We start from the raw sequence: 18,011 nt of genomic DNA on the forward strand, positions 1-18,011 counted from the left end.
CCAAAATCCAATGTGGGAGCGAGCCTGCTCGCGATGAGGCCATGACAGGCGACACAAAAAGTACAGGCAAACAAAAAGGCCCCGAGGTTTTCACCTCGGGGCCTTTTGTATTTCAGCGAAGGCTTATGCCGCTTTCGCTTCCGGCTGGCTCAGGGAGCGGTTCAGCGCGCTGAAAAGGGCCTTGAAGCTGGCGGTGGTGATGTTTTCATCGATACCGACGCCATGCACGGCACGTTCACCGTTCACGCGCAGTTCAATGTAGGCCGCAGCCTTGGCATTGGTGCCCGAACCGATGGCGTGTTCGTTGTAGTCCATGATTTCAACCGGAATCGGCAGACCGGCCACCAGCGCTTCCAGGGCACCGTTGCCCTTGCCACGCCAGTGCAGGTTGGTTTCACCCTGACCTTTACCAGAGACTTCCACTTCGACGGCGCTGTGACCGTTTTCTTCCTGCAGGCGATGGCTGACCAGCGCGTACGGGGTGTTGGCCTGCAAGTACTCGCTGTGGAGCAGCGCGTGGATCTGCTGAGCCGTCATCTCCAGGCCCAGGCGATCGGTTTCACGCTGCACGACCTGGCTGAACTCGATCTGCATGCGACGCGGCAAGCTGATGCCGTATTCCTGTTCCAGCAGGTAAGCGATACCGCCCTTGCCCGACTGGCTGTTGACGCGGATCACTGCCTCGTAGCTGCGGCCGATATCGGCCGGATCGATCGGCAAGTACGGCACTTCCCACAGGGCGTCCGGTTTCTGCTGGGCGAAGCCCTTGCGGATCGCGTCCTGGTGGGAGCCGGAGAAGGCGGTGTGAACCAGGTCGCCGACGTATGGATGACGTGGGTGCACCTGGATCTGGTTGCATTCTTCGACGACTTTGCGCACGCCGTCGATGTCGGAGAAGTCCAGCTCAGGGTGAATGCCCTGGGTGTAGAGATTCAGTGCCACGGTCACGAGGTCGACGTTGCCGGTGCGCTCGCCGTTGCCGAACAGGCAGCCTTCAACGCGGTCAGCGCCAGCCATCAGGCCCAGTTCGGTAGCCGCAACGCCAGTGCCACGATCATTGTGGGTGTGCAGGCTGATGATCACGCTGTCACGACGGTTGATGTGACGGCCGAACCATTCGATCTGGTCGGCATAGATGTTCGGGGTCGCGCATTCGACGGTGGCTGGCAGGTTGAGAATCACCTTGTGCTCAGGTGTCGGGTTCCAGACGTCGATCACCGCGTCGCAGACTTCTTTGGCGAACTCGAGCTCAGTGGCGCTGAAGGTTTCTGGCGAGTATTCGAAGGTCCACTCGGTGTTTGGCTGCTGGGCGGCATATTTGACGAACAGCTTGGCCGCGTTCACGGCGATGGCCTTGACCCCTTCCTTGTCCTGGTTGAAGACTATGCGGCGGAAGGAAGGGGAGGTGGCGTTGTACAGGTGAACAATGGCTTTCTTCGCCCCGCGCAGGGACTCGAAGGTGCGCTCGATCAAGTCTTCACGGCCCTGGGTCAGCACCTGAATGGTGGTGTCGTCCGGGATGTGATTGCCTTCGATCAGGGTGCGCACGAAATCGAAGTCAGTTTGCGAAGCCGCCGGGAACGACGCTTCGATTTCTTTAACGCCGACCGACACCAGGGTTTTCCAGAAACGCAGCTTCTTGACCGCGTCCATTGGCTCGATCAGCGACTGGTTCCCGTCGCGAAGGTCCGAGCTGCACCAGATCGGCGCGGCGGTAATGGTCTTCGACGGCCAGGTGCGGTCCGGGATGTCGATGGTCGGGAACGCGCGGTATTTCGAAGACGGGTCTTTGAGCATGCTCATCGGGAAATCCTTATTGTGTGGGCCGAAAAAAGGCGGCCTGCCGGTGGATCAAATGTTCTGGGGATAAAGCGTAGGACGAGGCACCGCGATTCAGCCTGGCAGTCGTGCACTGACAAGGCACAGGCTGCGGTGCTGGCGAAGCTGAATGAGGGTGTGAGAGGTTTTCATGCCTTCAACCCTAACCGCGAGGGTGAAGGATGGCAAGCGGTCGAAAAAAATTGAGAGGAATCCTCGAAAAGTTGTATTTATCGAGATTTTATTGCGGTGAAGGGTGGTGATTGTTTTTATGTTTGCGCGAGGTTTGAGCGATGCGCAATTGAAAGTTGGCGGCTGCGGCTCGGTCAGGGCGGCTATTCTTAAAGACTCAACAGGACTACTGGCAGGCAGGAGTCGGTGATGAACGAGTCAGATTGGAAGCTTTATAGCGCGTTGCGTCCGTTGGCCCATGAGCGGCTATGCATTCGGATCATGGAAGAGGTCGAGCGAACGGTGCTGGATAAAAGCCTGGTGCCTTATGAGCGGATTGAAGCCAGTGAAGAACTGCTGAAAGCCGGGCAAAAAGAGATTTATTGGGCGTTTGGAGTTTTCAGGTTTTCACGGCATGAGGCCCGCTCTCACTTGCTGGGGCTATGTGCCCGTGAGTTGATCACACCTGAAGAGTTGACCGGCTTCTCGGAGGAAACTCAAACCTGGATCAAACACTGCCTGGCAGACCGGGAAGTCCATGGGATTGAGGACTTGGAGGCTGAATAGGTGGCGGGTGTTATGCCGTCATTGCGAGCAGGCTCGCTCCCACAGTCGATCTGTGGCGTACACAAACCCAATGTGGGAGCGAGCCTGCTCGCGAAGAGGTCGGTAGCCTCAACGGCAATTTAAGGCTGAAACGCCCCAATAAAAATCGCCGGATCCACCCGCGCATCATTCAGGCTGACATTCCAGTGCATATGCGGCCCGGTCGCGCGCCCGGTGGAACCGACTTTCCCGACCACTCCACCACGGGTCAATTGCTGGCCCACCTTCACGTCGATCTTCGACATGTGGCAGAACATGCTGATAAAGCCCTGCCCGTGATCGACAAACACCGTGTTGCCGTTGAAAAAGTAGTTGCCGATCAGGATCACCTTGCCGGCAGCCGGGGTCTTGATCGGCGTACCGGCCGGCACGGCGAAGTCCAGGCCGGCGTGAGGATTACGCTCTTCACCATTGAAGAAGCGGCGCACGCCGAACTTGCTCGACAGCGGGCCGTTGACCGGTTTGTCCAGCAGCAGATTACTCGGGGTGTTCGGGCTGAAGCTGCGGTAAGCCTGGATCTGTTCGGCCAACTCACCCTCGATACGTTTTAGGTCGTCCGGATTCGGATTGACCTGGCGTGTGTTCTTCAAGGTGATGTGCTGTTCCGGGTATTTCTTGAAACCCACGGCGAAACTCAGATTACGATCACCGCTGCTCAGTTGCTGAGTGCCCGGTTTAACCGTCAGCGGCACGCCGACAATCGCTAGCCAATTGTTCTGCTCCTTGATTACCAGTACGGGTTTGCCTTGATAACTGGCCTTCGGCGCCTGTGCCGAGGCGCCCAGATCCACCACGGCCACGCCGCCCGGCACCGGTTTGTTCAACAGGCGGGTGATGTAACTGTCGGCGTGGGCGTTGAAGGTCAGGCACAGCAACAGCAGCGGAGCTAAAAAACGCGGCATGGATCAATCCAGTAAAGAAAGGGTGACGGGCGTCAGGTGATTGTCTTCGACCCGCACTTGCAGCTCGCCTTCGCCAAGTCTGGCTTTCAGGCGCTGACCATTGTGGGTTTGCGCGGCGTTGCGGATTGCGTTGCCGCGTTCGTCCAGCAGAATGCTGTAGCCACGGCCTAGGGTCGCCAAAGGGCTGACCACATGCAGCGTCTGCATCTGGCTTTGCAGTTGCAGGCGACGGGATTTGAGCCCTTCGCGCATGGCACGGGGCAGGCGTTCGGCAAGGCTGTCGAGGCGCTGACGGAGCATCGCCAGTTGCCGGCCGGGATGTTGCCCGGCGAGGCGGGTTTCCAGACGGATCAACCGTTCGCGACGGGTATTGAGGCTGCGTTCGAACGCGCGGCGCATGCGCATGTCCAGGTCATCCAGGCGCTGCGCTTGCTGGCGCAGACGTTCGCCGGGATGACGAAGGCGACGAGACATGCCTTCCAGGCGCAGTCGATCACGCATCAAACGGTCGCGGATGCGCATCACCAGCCGTCGATGCAGGCTTTCGACCCGACGGACCAGATCGCTGGAATCCGGTGCGAGCAGTTCGGCGGCGGCGGAAGGCGTCGGGGCGCGGACGTCAGCCACGAAGTCGCTGATCGAGACGTCGGTTTCATGGCCGACGGCGCTGACAATAGGCGTCACGCAAGCATCCACGGCGCGGGCCACGGCTTCTTCGTTGAAGCACCAGAGGTCCTCCAGCGAACCGCCGCCACGGGCCAGAATCAGCGCATCGAAACCGCGGGCGTCCGCCAGTTTCAATGCGCGGACAATCTGCGCAGTGGCTTCGCGGCCTTGCACGGCGGTGGGGATCAACGTCAGTTGGATCTGCGGCGCACGGCGGCGGAATACGCTGATGATGTCGCGGATCACCGCGCCGGTGGGCGAGCTGACGATGCCGATGCGTTGCGGATGCGCTGGCAGCGGCACTTTGCGCTCGGCACTGAACAGGCCTTCGGCACTGAGTTTTTCCTTCAGCGCATCGAAGGCCAGACGCAGCGCACCATCACCGGCCGGCTCCACGGTATCGAGGATCAGCTGATAGTCACCGCGGCCCTCGAACAGCGAAACCTTGCCGCGGACCTTGACCGCCAGACCATCCTTCAACGCCTGACGCACCCGCGCCGCGTTCTGCCGGAACAGTGCGCAACGCACCTGGGCGCCGCTGTCCTTGAGCGTGAAATACACGTGACCGGACGCCGGACGGGCGAGGTTGGAAATTTCGCCTTCGACCCAGATGTTGCTGAACACGTCTTCGAGCAACACCCGCGCGCGGCCGTTGAGCTGGCTGACAGTCAGGACTTCACGGTCCAGGCCGAGTCTTGCAAAGGGATCTTTAATCATGGGGCGCATGATAAAGGCAATCTCCAGATGAATGCACGATCCCTTGTAGGAGCTGCCGAAGGCTGCGATCTTTTGATCTTCTGGGTTCCGGCTCCACCGAAAATCAAGATCAAAAGATCGCAGCCTTCGGCAGCTCCTACATGGATTGGACGAAATGTTGAGTGAATTGTTGAGCCAATGGCCATTCGGCGCTACGGATTGGCTGGTGATCGGCCTGGGCATTGCCCTGGCCTACATCGTGTTCGGCATCGCCGGTTTCGGCACCGCGTTGGTGGCAGGGCCGATTCTGATTCTGTTCATGCCGCTGTCGAAAATCGTGCCGTTGTTGGTGCTGCTGGATTTCGTCGCGGCGTTCGGCAATCTGCTGCCTTCGCGACGTGATGTGGCGAAGCCCGAGTTGCTGCGGCTGCTGCCGTGCATGGCGGTGGGCTGCACGGTGGGGGTGATTTTTTTACTGAATCTGAAATCCGATGTGTTGTTGCTGTTGATGGGGCTGTTTATCAGCGCCTATGCGATTTACAGCCTGTGGGTCAAAACCCGTCCGAGGCAATTGTCCGCCGGTTGGGCCGTGCCGATGGGCACGGTGGGTGGGATGTTTGGGGCGTTGTTTGGCAGCGGCGGCTTTTTATATGCGATCTACTTGAACAGTCGCCTGCCCAAAGAGGCGGCCCGGGCGACCCAAAGTGCTTTGATCAGTTGCAGCACCGTGGTGCGTTTGAGCCTGTTTGCCGTCGCAGGTGTGTATGCCGAGCTACCCTTGTTGGTATTGGCGCTGTGTTTATTGCCGGCCATGGCATTGGGGCTGTGGATCGGCCGGCGGTTGACCATGAGATTGTCCCGCGAGGCGTTTGTGCGGCTGGTGACCTGGTTGGTGCTGGCCAGCGGGATTGCCTTGATCGGACGATATTTGAGTGCTTGACCGTATTTCGTCAGGGATTAAGCTGCCGGCCGCTCTATAGCCTTCGCGAGCAGGCTCGCTCCCACATTGGATCTGCGTCGTATGGTGATCATGTGGGAGCGAGCCTGCTCGCGAAGGCGTAAATCGGCACACCGCAGAAAATCCATTTGACGCAGTAGGCTTGCATCATGAACTCGCAAAGTATCATCGTCCCGAAAATCTCAACACTGCCGGTGCACGAACCCCGGGCCCGGGCGGTCGTGCGTTGGCTGGTACGCAAGAACATCGTCAAGGAAGAACTGACCACCTGTGGCCGCACTGGCAACCGCATGGCTCATGCCATCGCCGACGGTGCCCGCGCCGTGGTGTTGCACCCGGAAGCCCTGCCGTTCGGCGAACCGATCAATGGCCTGGAAATCATCACCAAACGTTGCATCTATACGCCGGCCAAGGGTTTCCTTGAAGAGGCGGGCTGCGCCGAGTGCCGCAAGGAAGTCGGCGAAGCGCTGTTCGAAAGCCTGGAAGACTGGATGCCGGGGCGCACCGATAACTTCACGTGTCCGGAATGCGGGCATGAAGATGACATCAACGGCTTTCTTTTCCTGCAGGAATGCGGCTTTTCCAACCTGGGTTTTATCTTCAACAACTGGGCCGAGGCCGGGTTCAAGCAGAGTTTTATCGACGAATTTGCCGATTGGCTCGATCAGCCTGTCAGTTGGGTCAAAGTCGAACTGTGAATGCGATACCCGTGTAGGCGCTGCCGAAGGCTGCAATATTTTGATCTTGAAATTTTTAGCCGCGCCGAAAATCAAGATCAAAAGATCGCAGCCTTCGGCAGCTCCTACGCAGCAATAACCCCCGTATATCAGTAATGCTAATAATAGACAGAGTTTTACATTGAACCCGAGGGGGTGTCTGACTATAATGGCGCGCTTCCATTTTCCCGCTCGGGAGCCCCCGCGATGCTGCGTATCAGCCAAGAAGCTCTGACATTCGACGACATTCTCCTAGTGCCTGGTTATTCCGAGGTGCTTCCTAACGAAGTCAGTCTCAAGACCCGCCTAACCCGTGGCATCGAGCTGAATATTCCTCTGGTTTCTGCCGCCATGGACACCGTTACTGAAGCCCGTCTGGCAATTGCCATGGCTCAGGAAGGTGGCATTGGCATCATCCACAAGAACATGACCATCGAGCAGCAAGCTGCCGAAGTGCGCAAGGTCAAGCGTTATGAGGCCGGCGTGGTCAAGGACCCGATCACTATCGAGGCTGACGCCACGGTTCGTGAACTGTTCGAACTGACCCGCATGCACAACATCTCCGGCGTTCCGGTTTTGCACGATGGCGACCTGGTCGGCATCGTCACCTCCCGCGACGTACGTTTCGAAAACCGTCTGGACGCCACCGTCCGTGAAGTGATGACGCCTAAAGAGCGCCTGGTCACGGTCAAGGAAGGCGCCGACAAGAACGACGTCCGCGAGTTGTTGCACAAAAACCGCATCGAACGCGTGCTGATCGTCGACGACAAATTCGCCCTCAAAGGCATGATGACCGTCAACGACATCGAAAAAGCCAAGGCTTACCCGCTGGCCAGCAAGGACGACCAAGGTCGTCTGCGCGTTGGCGCTGCAGTCGGTACCGGTAAAGACACCGGTGATCGCGTAGCTGCCCTGGTCAATGCCGGCGTTGACGTGGTGGTGGTCGACACTGCACACGGTCACTCCAAAGGTGTGATCGACCGCGTTCGCTGGGTCAAACAGAATTTCCCTGAAGTGCAGGTCATCGGCGGCAACATCGCCACCGGCGCTGCCGCCAAGGCTCTGGCCGAAGCGGGCGCCGATGCGGTCAAGGTCGGTATCGGCCCAGGCTCGATTTGCACCACCCGTATCGTCGCCGGTGTCGGCGTCCCGCAAATCAGTGCCATCGCCAACGTCGCCGCTGCCCTTGAAGGCACTGGCGTTCCGTTGATCGCCGACGGCGGCATCCGTTTCTCCGGTGACCTGTCCAAGGCCATCGTTGCCGGTGCTTCCTGCGTGATGATGGGCTCGATGTTCGCCGGTACTGAAGAAGCACCAGGCGAGATCGAACTGTTCCAGGGTCGTTCGTACAAGGCTTACCGTGGCATGGGTTCGCTGGGCGCCATGTCCCAGGCTCAAGGTTCCTCCGACCGTTACTTCCAGGACTCCTCGGCAGGCGCCGAGAAACTGGTTCCGGAAGGTATCGAAGGGCGTGTTCCTTACAAGGGCACCCTGAGCGCCATCATCCACCAACTGATGGGCGGCCTGCGTTCCTCTATGGGCTACACCGGCAGTGCCGACATCGAAGAAATGCGCACCAAGCCTGAGTTCGTGCGGATCACCGGCGCTGGCATGGCCGAATCCCACGTTCACGACGTGCAAATCACCAAAGAAGCGCCAAACTACCGCGTAGGTTGAGGCTTCCAGCAATTAGTTAAGTAACCGGGGCTGTTTTATTCAGCCCCGAGTTGTTTCTGAATTACATAGACGAGACTGACTTCATGGCCCTCGACATTCACGCTCACCGCATCCTGATCCTCGACTTCGGTTCCCAGTACACCCAGCTGATTGCCCGCCGCGTGCGTGAAATCGGCGTGTACTGCGAACTGCATCCGTTCGATATGGATGAAGACGCGATTCGCGAATTCGCTCCAAAAGGCGTCATTCTCGCCGGCGGCCCCGAGTCCGTGCACGAAGCCAACAGCCCTCGCTGCCCGCAAGCGGTGTTTGACCTGGGCGTACCGGTTTTCGGTATCTGCTACGGCATGCAGACCATGGCTGAACAGCTAGGTGGCAAGGTCGAAGGTTCCGAGCTGCGTGAGTTCGGTTATGCCCGCGTTGACGTGGTCGGCAAGAGCCGTCTGCTCGACGGCATCGAAGACCACATCGACGCCGACGGCCTGTTCGGCCTCGACGTGTGGATGAGTCACGGTGACAAGGTCACCAAGATGCCGCAGGAATTCCACATCCTGGCCAGTACCCCAAGCTGCCCGATTGCCGGCATGTTCGACGACGCTCGCGGCTACTACGGCGTGCAGTTCCACCCGGAAGTGACCCACACCAAGCAGGGCGGTCGCATCCTGTCGCGCTTCATCCTCGACATCTGCGGCTGTGAAGCCTTGTGGACGCCTTCGAAGATTGCTGAAGACGCCATTGCCACCATTCGCGCCCAGGTCGGCACCGACAACGTACTGCTCGGCCTGTCCGGCGGCGTTGACTCCTCGGTGGTTGCCGCGCTGCTGCACAAAGCCATCGGCGACCAACTGACCTGTGTCTTCGTCGACAACGGCCTGCTGCGTCTGCACGAAGGCGAGCAAGTGATGGCCATGTTCGCCGAGAACATGGGCGTCAAGGTGATCCGCGCCAACGCTGAAGATCAGTTCCTGAACAACCTGGCTGGCGAAAGCGACCCAGAGAAGAAGCGCAAGATCATCGGCCGTACCTTCATCGACGTATTCGATGCCCAGTCCAACAAACTGGACAACATCAAGTACCTCGCCCAGGGCACCATCTACCCGGACGTGATCGAGTCGGCTGGCGCCAAAAGCGGCAAGGCTCACGTGATCAAGTCGCACCACAACGTGGGTGGCCTGCCGGAAGAAATGAACCTCAAGCTGGTTGAACCCCTGCGCGAGCTGTTCAAGGACGAAGTCCGTCGTCTGGGCCTGGAACTCGGCCTGCCGTACGACATGGTCTACCGTCACCCGTTCCCGGGCCCGGGCCTGGGCGTGCGGATTCTCGGTGAAGTGAAGAAGGAATACGCCGACCTGCTGCGTCGCGCCGACCACATCTTCATTGAAGAACTGCGTAAAGCTGACTGGTACCACAAGGTCAGCCAGGCATTCGTGGTGTTCCAGCCGGTGAAATCGGTTGGCGTTGTAGGCGATGGCCGTCGTTACGCTTGGGTTGTTGCCCTGCGTGCCGTTGAAACCATCGACTTCATGACCGCGCGTTGGGCGCACCTGCCTTACGAACTGCTGGAAACCGTCAGCGGCCGGATCATCAACGAAATCGAAGGCATCTCCCGCGTCACTTACGACGTGTCGAGCAAGCCGCCAGCGACGATTGAGTGGGAGTGATCCCGGTTTAGCTGATCGTCCGTAACACCAAAAAGGCCCCGTGAACGCGAGTTCATGGGGCCTTTTGCGTTTCAGCGCCGCGCCACATCCGAAAAGTAAAACTTGTCCAGGGTATGCCGTGATTCGGTGTACTCGAACTGCCGACCGTCCTGCAGAAACGTCTGGTTGCTGACCACGATCACATGGCTCTGGCCGTCGAGGTCCAGGTGTTGCTGGTCGTCCTTGCTCCGGGGCACCGCCTCAATGGTGCGCTGGGCATAGGCAATTTGCAGTTGCAGCGTCTGCTCGATGAAGGCGTAGATTGAGTGCTCGGCAATGTCCCGGGACAAGCCGGGGATCACGTCGCTGACGAAATGGTTGATGTCGAGGATCACGCGTTTGCCGTCGATCCGCCGTACTCGCTTGATCCGCGTGATCAGGCTGCCTTCTTCAGCCTTGATGTGTTCGATCAGTGGACCTTCGAGGGGGATTTGAGTGAACTCGACCACCTCGGTGCTGACGTCGTTACCCAGGCGTGGATACGTTTCCTGAAAGCTGACGATGCCGCCGAGTTGGAATTCGATCGGGTTGGTCGACAGCACGAACGTGCCTTTGCCGTGGACCTTCTGAGCGAAACCGCGCTCCTGCAATTGCTCGATGGCCTTGCGCACGGTGCCGCGGCTGGCCTGGTAGCTGTCCATCAGTTCAGTTTCAGAAGGCAATCGGGCGCCGCGTTCCAGACGTTCGGTCGTGATGCTGGCAAGCAGATCGCTGTAGATCTGGTTGTATTTACTCATGGGGATGGCTCTGTACCGCACTGTGCTCAAGGTTTCGAACCTTAAGGGCAGGGTAGGGGTTTGTCCATGCGGCTTTAGGTTTCATCGTTCGCGAAGGTAGGAAAAATCGCCGCCTGTCGGGTTCAGGATAAACAAAATCAAACTCGTCTGTACGAGTTGTTGCTTTAACTCGTACAGACGAGTACTTTTCGCTTCGGCGTGCTGCCAAAAACAAAAAACTACAGCGGAAGAATAAGCATGAGCCACGACTATCCGAATATCGCCAGCGAGCTGCTGCAAAGCCTCGGGGGCAGCGACAACCTCGAGCAGGCCGCGCACTGTGTCACACGGCTGCGCCTGGCCCTCAAGGACCCGAGCCTGGTCGACAGCGCCACGCTGAATCAGATCGATCTGGTCAAAGGCTCGTTCTTCACCGGCGGCCTGTTCCAGGTGGTTATCGGCCCTGGTGAAGTCGAAAAGGTCTACGCAGAATTGCGCCGTCAAACCGGTCTCGCGGCTTCAACCATCGCCGACGTTAAACAAAAGAGCGCCGACAAGATCAACGCCATGCAGCGTCTGGTGCGGGTGTTTTCCGACGTCTTCATGCCAATTCTCCCGGCGCTGATCATTGCCGGCCTGCTGATGGGCATCAACAACCTGATCGGCGCCAAGGGGATGTTCATCGAGGGCAAGACCCTGCTGGACGCCTATCCGAAGCTTGACGGGCTCTGGAGCCTGATCAACCTCATGGCCAATACTTCGTTTGTGTTCCTGCCGGCACTGGTGGGCTGGTCGGCGGCCAAGCGGTTTGGTGGCAGCGAAATCCTCGGCATCGTGCTCGGCCTGATGCTGGTTCACCCTGATCTGCTCAACGCCTGGAACTACGGCAAAGCGGTGGCCGGGCTGGACGGCCAGAGCCTGCCGTATTTCGACATCCTCGGTTTGTTCCAGATCGAGAAGGTGGGTTACCAAGGACAGATCCTGCCGATCCTGCTGGCGGCCTACGTGATGAGTGTCATCGAGAAATGGCTGCGGGCGCGGGTACCTAACGCGGTGCAATTGCTGGTGGTGCCGATCACCACGATCGTTGTTACCGGCGTGCTGGCGCTGGCAGTCATCGGTCCGGTGACCCGTCATTTGGGGATTCTCATCACCGAAGGCGTGGTCATGCTGTTCGACCTGGCGCCGATGGTCGGCGGGGCGATTTTCGGTTTGCTCTACGCGCCGCTGGTGATCACCGGCATGCACCACATGTTTCTCGCTGTCGACTTGCAGCTGATCTCCACCCAGGGCGGCACCTTCATCTGGCCGATGATCGTCATGTCCAACCTGGCCCAGGGCAGCGCGGCACTGGCGGTGTTCTACATGACCCGTAACGTGCGGGATAAAAGCATGGCCTCGACCTCGGCGATTTCCGCTTACTTCGGCATCACCGAACCGGCCATGTTCGGGGTCAACCTGCGCTACAAATTTCCGTTCTATGCGGCCCTGATCGGCTCGGCCCTAGGTTGCATCTTCCTGTCGCTGAACAAGGTCCAGGCTTCGGCGATTGGCGTCGGCGGCTTGCCCGGTTTTATCTCGATCATTCCGCAGTTCATTCCGATGTTCGTCATCGGGATGGTGATTGCCATGGTCGTGCCGTTTGTTCTGACCTGTGGGTTGAGCATGAAGATTGTTCGGCCCGGGTATCGGGTCGCCTGACAGATCGCATTCGCGAGCAGGCTCGCTCCCACAGTTGATCGCATTCCATTGTGGGAGCGAGCCTGCTCGCGAAAGGGCCCTCAAGGCCTGTACAAAACTTACTGAAGGAATAGCGCCATGCAAGACTGGCAACGTTCGGTGATCTACCAGATCTACCCGAAGAGTTTTCACAGCCACGCCGGCAACCCCACAGGTGATTTGCTTGGCGTTGTGGCCAAACTCGATTACCTGCACTGGCTGGGTGTCGATTGCCTGTGGATCACGCCGTTCCTGCGCTCGCCCCAGCGCGACAATGGCTACGACATCAGTGACTACTACGCCATCGACCCGAGTTACGGGACCATGGCCGATTGCGAGTTGCTGATCGCCGAGGCCGGCAAGCGCGGGATCAAGTTGATGCTCGATATCGTGGTCAACCACACCTCCATTGAGCACACCTGGTTCCAGCAGGCCCGCAGCAGCCTCGACAACCCGTACCGGGATTTCTACATCTGGCGCGACCAGCCGAATAACTGGGAATCCAAGTTCGGTGGCTCGGCGTGGGAGTACGAAGCCCAGACCGGTCAGTATTACCTGCACCTGTTCGATCACACTCAGGCCGACCTGAACTGGGATAACCCAAAGGTGCGTGCCGAAGTCTTCAAGATGATGCGTTTCTGGCGCGACAAGGGCGTAGGCGGGTTCCGTCTGGACGTGATCAACCTGATCTCCAAACCGGCGGACTTCCCCGAGGACAACACCGACGGTCGACGTTTCTACACCGATGGCCCGAACGTCCACGAGTACTTGCAGCAAATGCACCGTGAAGTCTTCGAAGGTCATGACCTGATCAACGTCGGCGAGATGTCCTCCACCAGCCTGGAACACTGCATTCGCTATTCGCGGCCAGCGTCGAAAGAGCTGTCGATGACCTTCAACTTTCATCACCTGAAGGTCGATTACCCGAACCTGCAGAAGTGGGTCCGCGCCGACTTCGACTTCCTCGAACTCAAGCGCATCCTCTCCGATTGGCAAACCGGTATGCAGGCCGGTGGTGGCTGGAACGCGCTGTTTTGGTGTAACCACGACCAACCACGGGTGGTCTCGCGTTTTGGCAACGACAGCGAATATCGGGTGCTCTCGGCGAAGATGCTCGGCACCGCGTTGCATTTCCTTCAGGGGACGCCGTTCGTGTACCAGGGCGAGGAACTGGGCATGACCAATCCGGGCTTCGATCACATCGATCAGTACCGCGATGTCGAGACGCTGAACATCTTCCGACTCAAACGCGAGGCCGGTGCGAGCGACACCGACAACATGGCGGCGATCATGCAGAAGTCCCGGGACAACGGCCGTACGCCGATGCACTGGAACGCCGAGCCCAACGCGGGTTTCAGCGCTGTCGAGCCGTGGATCGGGGTGCCGGCCAACGCTGCGCAGATCAACGTCGCCGCCCAACTCGATGACCCGGATTCGGTGCTGCATCACTACCGCCAACTGATCGCCCTGCGCCGCAGTGAAGCGTTGATGTCCGACGGCGTTTACCGGCAACTGTTGCCCGAGCACACGCAAATCTGGGCGTATGTGCGTGAAGGCAAGGGCGAGCGTTTGCTGGTGCTGAACAACTTCTACGGCACAACCTGTGAAGTCGTATTGACGGATGAAGTGATCAACGAAGCGATGACGCAGCGGTTGGTGATCAGCAACTACCCGGACTGCCCGCCGCGCAATCGGCAGGTGTTTTTACGGCCCTTTGAGTCGTTCGTTCTGCACCTGACCAACCACTAAAAAACACTGTTTTAAAACAACACGCAGAACGCTGCGCGGGGGAGTTTTGCGCGCCGATTTTGCCGCTGCACACAATAAAAATAATGGGGTAGCTCTTGAAAACAACAATAAATCGCGGTCTTGCAGCCGCGAGCCTATGCCTGGCGTTGCCACTGTCGGCACAAGCCCTGGAGTTCGGGGGGTACTTGCGTAGCGGCGTCGGCACCTCGGTCAACAGCGGTAAACAGCAGTGTTTCCAGCTTCCGGGCGCGCAGACCAAATATCGGTTGGGCAACGAATGTGAGCAGTACGCCGAACTGGAATTGCGCCAGGATCTTTACACCCTGGATGACGGTTCGGTGCTGAGCGTCGACGGCATGGCTTCGTTGTACAACCAGTACGACAAGGACCTGACCTTCAACGGTGACAACGGCTCAGTGCGTATGCCGCAGCTGTACGCGCAATGGTCGAACATGCCCAGCTTGAATGGCGGTTCGTTGTGGGCCGGCCGGCGTTACTACAAACGGAACGATATTCACATTTCCGACTTCTACTATTGGAACCAGAGCGCCACCGGCGGCGGTATCGAGGACGTGCTGATCGGCGATCTGAAATACAGCTACGCCTTCTCGCGCAAGGACAACCTGTACCAGAAGGACTACATCAATCGTCACGACTTCAACGTCGCCGGTTTCAACACCAACCCCGGCGGTGAACTGGAGTTTGGCCTGAGTTACATCGACAAACCCGATAGCCGCGAGGCTCACCGCGGTTGGGCGATCACCACCCAACACGTGCAGAAAGGCTTTCTGGGTGGCAAGAACAAACTGGCCTTCCAGTACGGCGAAGGCCCCGGCACCGGGTTGGGCTATACCGGTAACGTGAAACTGGGCGACAGCAACAAAAGCTACCGTGTGGTGGAGTTCTTCGACTGGCAAGTGACGCCACGCTTTGGCGGACAGATCGAGGCGGTTTACCAAAAGGACATTCGCCCGGACGGATCGGACCAGAACTGGATTTCCCTGGGCGTTCGCCCAGCCTACGCGCTCACCGAGCAGTTCAAACTGGTGACCGAACTGGGTCACGATCAGGTCGAAGCCACGGGCGGTACGCGAAAACTGAGCAAGTTCACCTTCGCCCCGACCTGGTCGCCCAAAGGTCCGGAGTTCTGGGCGCGCCCCGAGGTGCGTTTGTATTACACCTATGCGAGCTGGAACGAGGCGGCCAAACGGGCGGCCAATGAACTGGCGAAGGGGTCGGCATTGTCCGACACCGGCGCCTTCGGCACGGCGCGACACGGTTCGAATGTCGGATTGCAGGTCGAGTATTGGTGGAAATAAGCGATGCTGTCGGAGCCTCGCGTTCCATCAGCACTTCAAAGAACAAAACAGCAGGTGACGTCATGGCCATACCCCAACAATTGCAACTGCACGCGCCCCTGTCCGGCGTATTGATGCCACTGGACCTCGTGCCCGATCCGGTGTTTTCCAGCCGAGTGATCGGCGATGGCCTGTGCATCGATCCGACTTCAACGACCTTGTGCGCGCCCCTGGCAGGGGTTGTCAGCAATGTGCAGGCCAGCGGGCATGCGGTCAGCATCACCGGCGAGAATGGCGTGCAGGTGTTGATGCACATCGGGCTCGACACGGTGAACCTGGCGGGGAAGGGTTTCACGCGGTTGGTGGAGGAGGGCCAGCAGGTCGACGTTGGGCAGGCGCTGATTGAGTTCGATGCCGATTTTGTTGCATTGAATGCCCGCAGCCTGCTGACGTTGATGCTAGTGGTCAGCGGTGAGCCGTTCACTTGGCTGACGCCGGGAACGGGTTTGGTAGACAGTGGCCAGCCGCTTCTGAGCTTGAATCCCATCGAGCGGACAACGGGTGAGCCGGTGCCGGAAGAGGGCGAAGCACTGTTTTCCAAACCGGTGACACTCGCCAATTCGAACGGCTTGCACGCTCGTCCGGCAGCAGTGTTCGCCCAGGCGGCGAAAGGTTTTTCGGCGAGCATTTATCTGCATAAACAGCAGAAGAGTGCGAACGCTAAATCCCTGGTGGCAATCATGGCGTTGCAAACGGCTCACGGTGACGTTGTGCAAGTCAGCGCGGCTGGCCCGGATGCTGAAGCGGCGATCAAAACGCTGGCCGAGCTGCTGGTGACCGGATGCGATGAAGCGGTGGCGACCTCGGCGCAGGTTGAGGCGAAGGCGATTGAGACCTCATCGCTGACGGTGTTGCGTGGGGTTTGCGCATCGGCCGGATCGGCGTTTGGCCAAGTGGTGCAGATAGCCGAACAAAACCTGGAAGTGAATGAATTCGGTGCTACACCGCAGATTGAACGCGATCATCTGTCCCGCGGCTTGGCCGAGGCGCTGGTGGCCCTGCAACAGTTGCGTGACAACGCCATTGGCAGCGCGCAGGCAGACATTTTCAAGGCTCACCAGGAACTGCTCGAAGACCCGGGGTTGTTGGAGGTGGCTCACGTGCTGATCAACGAAGGCAAAAGTGCCGGGTTCGCCTGGCGTGCGGCCACCGAGTCGGCGGCGACCTTGTTCAAAAGCCTGGGCAATGCCTTGCTCGCGGAGCGGGCGGCGGACCTGGCCGATGTCGGTCAGCGGGTGCTCAAGCTGATCCTCGGCGTACAGGATCAGGTGATGGAGCTGCCTGAAGGGGCGATCCTGATCGCCGAACAACTGACGCCGTCACAGACCGCCGGGCTCGATACCCGCAAGGTACTGGCTTTCGCCACGGTCGGTGGCGGCGCTACCAGCCACGTCGCGATCCTCGCGCGTGCGTCCGGTTTACCGGCGATCTGCGGGTTGCCCGTTCAGGTGCTGGCGCTGGCCAACGGCACTCAAGTATTGCTCGACGCCGACAAGGGCGAGCTGCATCTGGACCCGGATCTGGCAGCCATCGAGCAGCTGCAAGCCAATCGTCAGCGCCAACAGAAGCGTCATCAACATGAGTTGGCGCACGCAGCGCTGGCGGCTTGTACCCGCGATGGTCATCATTTTGAAGTGACGGCCAACATCGCTTCGCTGGCTGAAGCTCAGCAGGCCATGGCACTGGGAGGCGAGGGCGTCGGTTTGCTGCGTTCGGAGTTCCTTTATCTGGATCGCAATCATGCACCGAGCCATGACGAACAGGCATCCACCTACAGCGCCATCGCCCGCGCCCTGGGGCCGGCGCGCAATCTGGTGGTGCGCACACTGGATGTCGGCGGTGACAAACCCCTGGCCTACGTGCCGATGGACAGCGAAACCAACCCTTTCCTCGGCATGCGCGGGATTCGTTTGTGTCTGGAGCGCCCGCAGCTGTTGCGCGATCAGTTCAAGGCGATCCTGAGCAGCGCCGGGCTGGCCCGTCTGCATATCATGCTGCCCATGGTCACGCAGCTGTCGGAGTTGCGACTGGCCCGGCAGCTACTTGAGGAAGAGGCGCTGGCATTGGGCCTCACAGCATTGCCGAAACTGGGGATCATGATCGAAGTACCGGCAGCGGCACTGATGGCTGACCTGTTTGCGCCGGAGGTGGATTTCTTCTCGATCGGCACTAACGACCTGACCCAATACACCCTGGCCATGGATCGCGATCACCCGCGCCTGGCCAGCCAGGCCGACAGCTTTCATCCGTCGGTGCTGCGTTTGATTGCCAGCACCGTGAAGGCCGCCCACGCCCATGGCAAATGGGTCGGTGTATGTGGCGCCATGGCGTCCGAGACGCTGGCGGTGCCGTTGTTGCTGGGACTTGGGGTGGATGAACTGTCGGTGAGTGTGCCGCTGATTCCGGCGATCAAAGCGGCGGTTCGCGAAGTGGATCTGGTGGACTGCCAGGCCATCGCCCAGCAAGTGCTGGGTCTGGAAAGCGCCGAGCAAGTGCGTGAGGCGTTGCGGCTGTATCACGAGGCGACGGTCGATACTTCACTGGTACTGGAGAACTGAG

13 protein-coding genes are annotated in these 18,011 nt (G+C 59.2%); 9 read left to right on the top strand and 4 right to left on the bottom strand.

From position 1 onward, the window contains the following. Window positions 1–123: 123 nt before the first annotated feature. Window positions 124–1,803 (bottom strand): 2-isopropylmalate synthase, encoded by a 1,680-nt coding sequence (gene leuA / locus ACYZTW_RS06200; RefSeq protein WP_462004160.1) that lies wholly within the window; start codon window positions 1,801–1,803, stop codon window positions 124–126. A 396-nt stretch (window positions 1,804–2,199) separates the two neighbouring features. Between leuA and ACYZTW_RS06205 the strand changes: the two genes are divergently transcribed. Beyond that, on the top strand, window positions 2,200–2,556 hold the full coding sequence (locus ACYZTW_RS06205) for a hypothetical protein (RefSeq protein WP_462004161.1): 357 nt from the start codon (window positions 2,200–2,202) through the stop codon (window positions 2,554–2,556). Window positions 2,557–2,675: 119 nt separating this feature from the next. On the opposite strand, the gene ACYZTW_RS06210 is transcribed toward ACYZTW_RS06205, so the two are convergent. Further along, window positions 2,676–3,497, bottom strand: coding sequence for a peptidoglycan DD-metalloendopeptidase family protein (locus tag ACYZTW_RS06210; protein WP_462004162.1), 822 nt, complete (start codon window positions 3,495–3,497; stop codon window positions 2,676–2,678). Between the two features lie 3 nt (window positions 3,498–3,500). Continuing rightward, complete coding sequence (gene xseA / locus ACYZTW_RS06215; protein WP_462005708.1) at window positions 3,501–4,880, bottom strand: exodeoxyribonuclease VII large subunit; 1,380 nt, start codon at window positions 4,878–4,880, stop codon at window positions 3,501–3,503. Between the two features lie 154 nt (window positions 4,881–5,034). Here xseA and ACYZTW_RS06220 point away from each other — a divergent pair, with 154 nt between their 5' ends. From ACYZTW_RS06220 to guaA, 4 genes are all read left to right on the top strand, one after another. Next, window positions 5,035–5,799: a sulfite exporter TauE/SafE family protein gene (locus tag ACYZTW_RS06220; RefSeq protein ID WP_462004163.1), complete on the top strand. Its 765-nt coding sequence runs from the start codon at window positions 5,035–5,037 to the stop codon at window positions 5,797–5,799. A gap of 167 nt (window positions 5,800–5,966) precedes the next feature. Next, window positions 5,967–6,515, top strand: coding sequence for a sugar ABC transporter ATPase (locus ACYZTW_RS06225; RefSeq protein ID WP_074873962.1), 549 nt, complete (start codon window positions 5,967–5,969; stop codon window positions 6,513–6,515). A 225-nt stretch (window positions 6,516–6,740) separates the two neighbouring features. Next, window positions 6,741–8,210, top strand: coding sequence for an IMP dehydrogenase (guaB, locus tag ACYZTW_RS06230; protein ID WP_123368331.1), 1,470 nt, complete (start codon window positions 6,741–6,743; stop codon window positions 8,208–8,210). Between the two features lie 83 nt (window positions 8,211–8,293). Then, on the top strand, window positions 8,294–9,871 hold the full coding sequence (gene guaA, locus ACYZTW_RS06235) for a glutamine-hydrolyzing GMP synthase (protein WP_462004164.1): 1,578 nt from the start codon (window positions 8,294–8,296) through the stop codon (window positions 9,869–9,871). A gap of 71 nt (window positions 9,872–9,942) precedes the next feature. On the opposite strand, the gene treR is transcribed toward guaA, so the two are convergent. Continuing rightward, on the bottom strand, window positions 9,943–10,647 hold the full coding sequence (treR, locus tag ACYZTW_RS06240) for a trehalose operon repressor (RefSeq protein WP_462004165.1): 705 nt from the start codon (window positions 10,645–10,647) through the stop codon (window positions 9,943–9,945). Window positions 10,648–10,884: 237 nt separating this feature from the next. On the opposite strand from treR, the gene treP reads away from it, so the two are divergent. The 4 genes from treP (at window position 10,885) to ptsP (ending at window position 18,010) form a co-directional block, all read left to right on the top strand. Further along, entirely contained in the window at window positions 10,885–12,327 is a 1,443-nt protein-coding gene (gene treP, locus ACYZTW_RS06245; RefSeq protein WP_462004166.1) for a PTS system trehalose-specific EIIBC component, read from the top strand. 117 nt (window positions 12,328–12,444) lie between these two features. Continuing rightward, complete coding sequence (treC, locus tag ACYZTW_RS06250; RefSeq protein WP_462004167.1) at window positions 12,445–14,094, top strand: alpha,alpha-phosphotrehalase; 1,650 nt, start codon at window positions 12,445–12,447, stop codon at window positions 14,092–14,094. Between the two features lie 95 nt (window positions 14,095–14,189). Further along, window positions 14,190–15,413 (top strand): carbohydrate porin, encoded by a 1,224-nt coding sequence (locus ACYZTW_RS06255; protein ID WP_462004168.1) that lies wholly within the window; start codon window positions 14,190–14,192, stop codon window positions 15,411–15,413. A gap of 62 nt (window positions 15,414–15,475) precedes the next feature. Further along, entirely contained in the window at window positions 15,476–18,010 is a 2,535-nt protein-coding gene (gene ptsP, locus ACYZTW_RS06260) for a phosphoenolpyruvate--protein phosphotransferase (RefSeq protein WP_462004169.1), read from the top strand. Window position 18,011: the final 1 nt, after the last annotated feature.

It is taken from the genome of Pseudomonas sp. LB3P25 (genome assembly GCF_054897985.1).

Bases quoted from the DNA above. Each gene is read 5' to 3' on its own strand.
- xseA (WP_462005708.1), bottom strand. From the start codon at position 4,880: ATGATTAAAGATCCCTTTGCAAGACTCGGCCTGGACCGTGAAGTCCTG.
- guaB (WP_123368331.1), top strand. From the start codon at position 6,741: ATGCTGCGTATCAGCCAAGAAGCTCTGACATTCGACGACATTCTCCTA.
- ACYZTW_RS06225 (WP_074873962.1), top strand. From the start codon at position 5,967: ATGAACTCGCAAAGTATCATCGTCCCGAAAATCTCAACACTGCCGGTG.
- leuA (WP_462004160.1), bottom strand. From the start codon at position 1,803: ATGAGCATGCTCAAAGACCCGTCTTCGAAATACCGCGCGTTCCCGACC.
- ACYZTW_RS06210 (WP_462004162.1), bottom strand. From the start codon at position 3,497: ATGCCGCGTTTTTTAGCTCCGCTGCTGTTGCTGTGCCTGACCTTCAAC.
- guaA (WP_462004164.1), top strand. From the start codon at position 8,294: ATGGCCCTCGACATTCACGCTCACCGCATCCTGATCCTCGACTTCGGT.
- ptsP (WP_462004169.1), top strand. From the start codon at position 15,476: ATGGCCATACCCCAACAATTGCAACTGCACGCGCCCCTGTCCGGCGTA.
- ACYZTW_RS06220 (WP_462004163.1), top strand. From the start codon at position 5,035: ATGTTGAGTGAATTGTTGAGCCAATGGCCATTCGGCGCTACGGATTGG.
- treC (WP_462004167.1), top strand. From the start codon at position 12,445: ATGCAAGACTGGCAACGTTCGGTGATCTACCAGATCTACCCGAAGAGT.
- treR (WP_462004165.1), bottom strand. From the start codon at position 10,647: ATGAGTAAATACAACCAGATCTACAGCGATCTGCTTGCCAGCATCACG.
- ACYZTW_RS06205 (WP_462004161.1), top strand. From the start codon at position 2,200: ATGAACGAGTCAGATTGGAAGCTTTATAGCGCGTTGCGTCCGTTGGCC.
- treP (WP_462004166.1), top strand. From the start codon at position 10,885: ATGAGCCACGACTATCCGAATATCGCCAGCGAGCTGCTGCAAAGCCTC.